We start from the raw sequence: 2,189 nt of genomic DNA on the forward strand, positions 1-2,189 counted from the left end.
TGGGCATTCCACGCCATCCGGCCACTCAGTCCACCAACATCCGGCCACCTATTCCACGGTCATCCGGCCGGGCAGTCGGAGCGCAGCGACGCAGGTTTGCATTGTTAGTCTGAAGTCTCTGTCGCCGTCAATTTCGTTGCGCGCCTGCGCATCGATTCGCCCTTCAGTTCGATCCGATAAGCGTTGTGCACCAGCCGGTCGAGGATCGCATCGCCCAAGGTTGGATCGCCGATCAGCGCATGCCATTTGTCCACCGGCATTTGGCTGGTCACCAGCGTCGAGCGGTTGCCGTAACGGTCGTCCAGCAGTTCAAGCATGTCGCGCCGTTGCGCAGCGGTAAACGGCGCCAAGCCCCAGTCGTCCAGGATCAGCAAGTCGGTCTTGGCATAACCCGCCATCAGTTTCGCGAAGCGGCCGTCGCCGTGGGCCAGGCCTAGTTCTTCCATCAAGCGCGGCAAGCGCAGATAACGCACGCTGTAACCGTCGCGGCAGGCCTTATGAGCCAGCGCGCAGGCGAGCCAGGTTTTGCCTACGCCAGTTGGGCCGCCGATGATCAGGTTCAGGCCGTCGCGCAGCCACTGGCCGCTGCCCAGTTGCAGGATCAGGGACTTGTCCAGACCGCGCGGGCTGCGGTAGTCGATGTCTTCCAGGCAGGCGTTATGGCGCAGTCGTGCAGCCTTGAGGCGAGTAGTCAGGCGTGCGTCTTCGCGCTCGGTCAGCTCGCGGTCGACCATCAGACCGAGGCGTTCGTCGAAGCTGAGATCGTTGATGTCAGGCGTTGCATGTTGTTCGCCAAGCGCCTTGATCATGCCGTGCAGTCTCAGGGTTTGCAGCTTATCGAGTGTCGGGTTGGGCAGCATTTTGGTGCTCCTTTTCAGGTCAGTGGTAGTAGCCGGGGCCGCGCAGATTGATGTGTTCTTCGGGCAGTAACGGCAGGTTTTGCTGGGCCAGCGGTAGCCGTTCCAGCCCTTGGCGCAGGATCGATTCGAGGCTTTTGTAACTGCACGCGCCCAGTGCCAGCGCACGCTGACAAGCGGCTTCCAGCCGCTCTTCGCCGTGCTGTTTGCTCAGGCGCAGGATGCCCAGGCAGGCGCGGAAGCCGTGCTGCGGATGGATTCGGCGTTCGAGGATGTAGGCGATGACGCCGGCCGTATTTGGGCCCGTCTGCTCTGCCCAGCAGATCAGTCGCTGCGGCGTCCATTCGGCGTGTTCGCGGTGGCTCTTGGGCATGTGTTCGGTTTGGGTGGTGTGGCGGCCTTTATGCGGCGAGCGCAGGTGGCTGGCCACGCGCTGGTTGGCGTGGAAGCACTCGACGGTCTGCGCAGTCAGCCGCACTTCGAGTTGGTGCTTCACCAGCTGATACGGCACCGAGTAGTAATGGCCGTCGACCTCGACGTGGTAGTCGATGTGGACGCGTACCTTTTTCCATTCGGCGTAGACGTAAGGGTGTTCCGGCAGCGCTTGCAGCGCCGGTTGGTCGATGCTCTCGAAGGCTGACCGGCGTGAGCCGGGCAGCTTCTTGAAGGGCTTCTGATTGAGGCGATCCAGCAGCAGCGCGATGGCTGTGTTGAGTTCGCCCAGCGAGAAGAACTGGCGGTTGCGCAGCACCGCCAGGATCCACCGCTCGACTACCTGTACGCCGACTTCAACCTTGGCTTTGTCCTTGGGTTTACGCGAGCGCGCGGGCAGCACGGCTACGCCGTAATGCTCGGCGAGATCGCGGTAACTGGGGTTGATATCCGGCTCGTAGCGATGCGCCTTGGTGACGCCGCTGCGCAGATTGTCCGGTACCAGAATCTGCGATGTACCGCCGAGAAAGGCGAAGCAGCGTACGTGCGAGCCCAGCCAGTCGGGCAGTTTCTGCGACCAGGTGGCCTCGGCGAAGGTGTAGCTGGACGCGCCGAGGACGGCGACGAAGATCTGCGTCTGGCGGATCTCGCCGGTTCGCCGATCAATGACCGGCACGGTCTGGCCGGCGTAATCGACAAACAGCTTTTCGCCGGCACGGTGTTCCTGGCGCATGACCACGTCGACCTTGGCAGCCCAGAGGCGGTAGTGCTCGCAGAACCAGCTGTACTGGAAGCCTTGCAGATGGGTGAGCCGATACTCTTGCCAGAGCAGGGCCAAGGTGACGCCGGGGCGACGTAACTCGGCATGGACATGAGCCCAGTCCGGCATCGGACGTTGAT

Annotated in this window: 2 protein-coding genes; both read right to left on the reverse strand. The window is 62.6% G+C overall.

Going from position 1 to position 2,189, the window contains the following annotated elements; translation table 11 throughout:
* Nucleotides 1-104: 104 nt before the first annotated feature.
* Nucleotides 105-860, reverse strand: a complete 756-nt coding sequence (gene istB, locus BLL38_RS29805; RefSeq protein WP_025163932.1) for an IS21-like element ISPsy14 family helper ATPase IstB — start codon at nt 858-860, stop codon at nt 105-107.
* 19 nt (nt 861-879) lie between these two features.
* A partial coding sequence (gene istA, locus BLL38_RS29810; RefSeq protein ID WP_083743144.1) for an IS21 family transposase occupies nt 880-2,189 on the reverse strand: 1,310 nt, incomplete at its 5' end.

The organism is Pseudomonas gessardii (genome assembly GCF_001983165.1).
GTDB classification, from domain to species: Bacteria; Pseudomonadota; Gammaproteobacteria; order Pseudomonadales; family Pseudomonadaceae; genus Aquipseudomonas; species Aquipseudomonas gessardii.

Excerpts from the sequence above, each read along its gene's own strand:
- istB (WP_025163932.1), bottom strand. The coding sequence starts at position 860 with ATGCTGCCCAACCCGACACTCGATAAGCTGCAAACCCTGAGACTGCAC.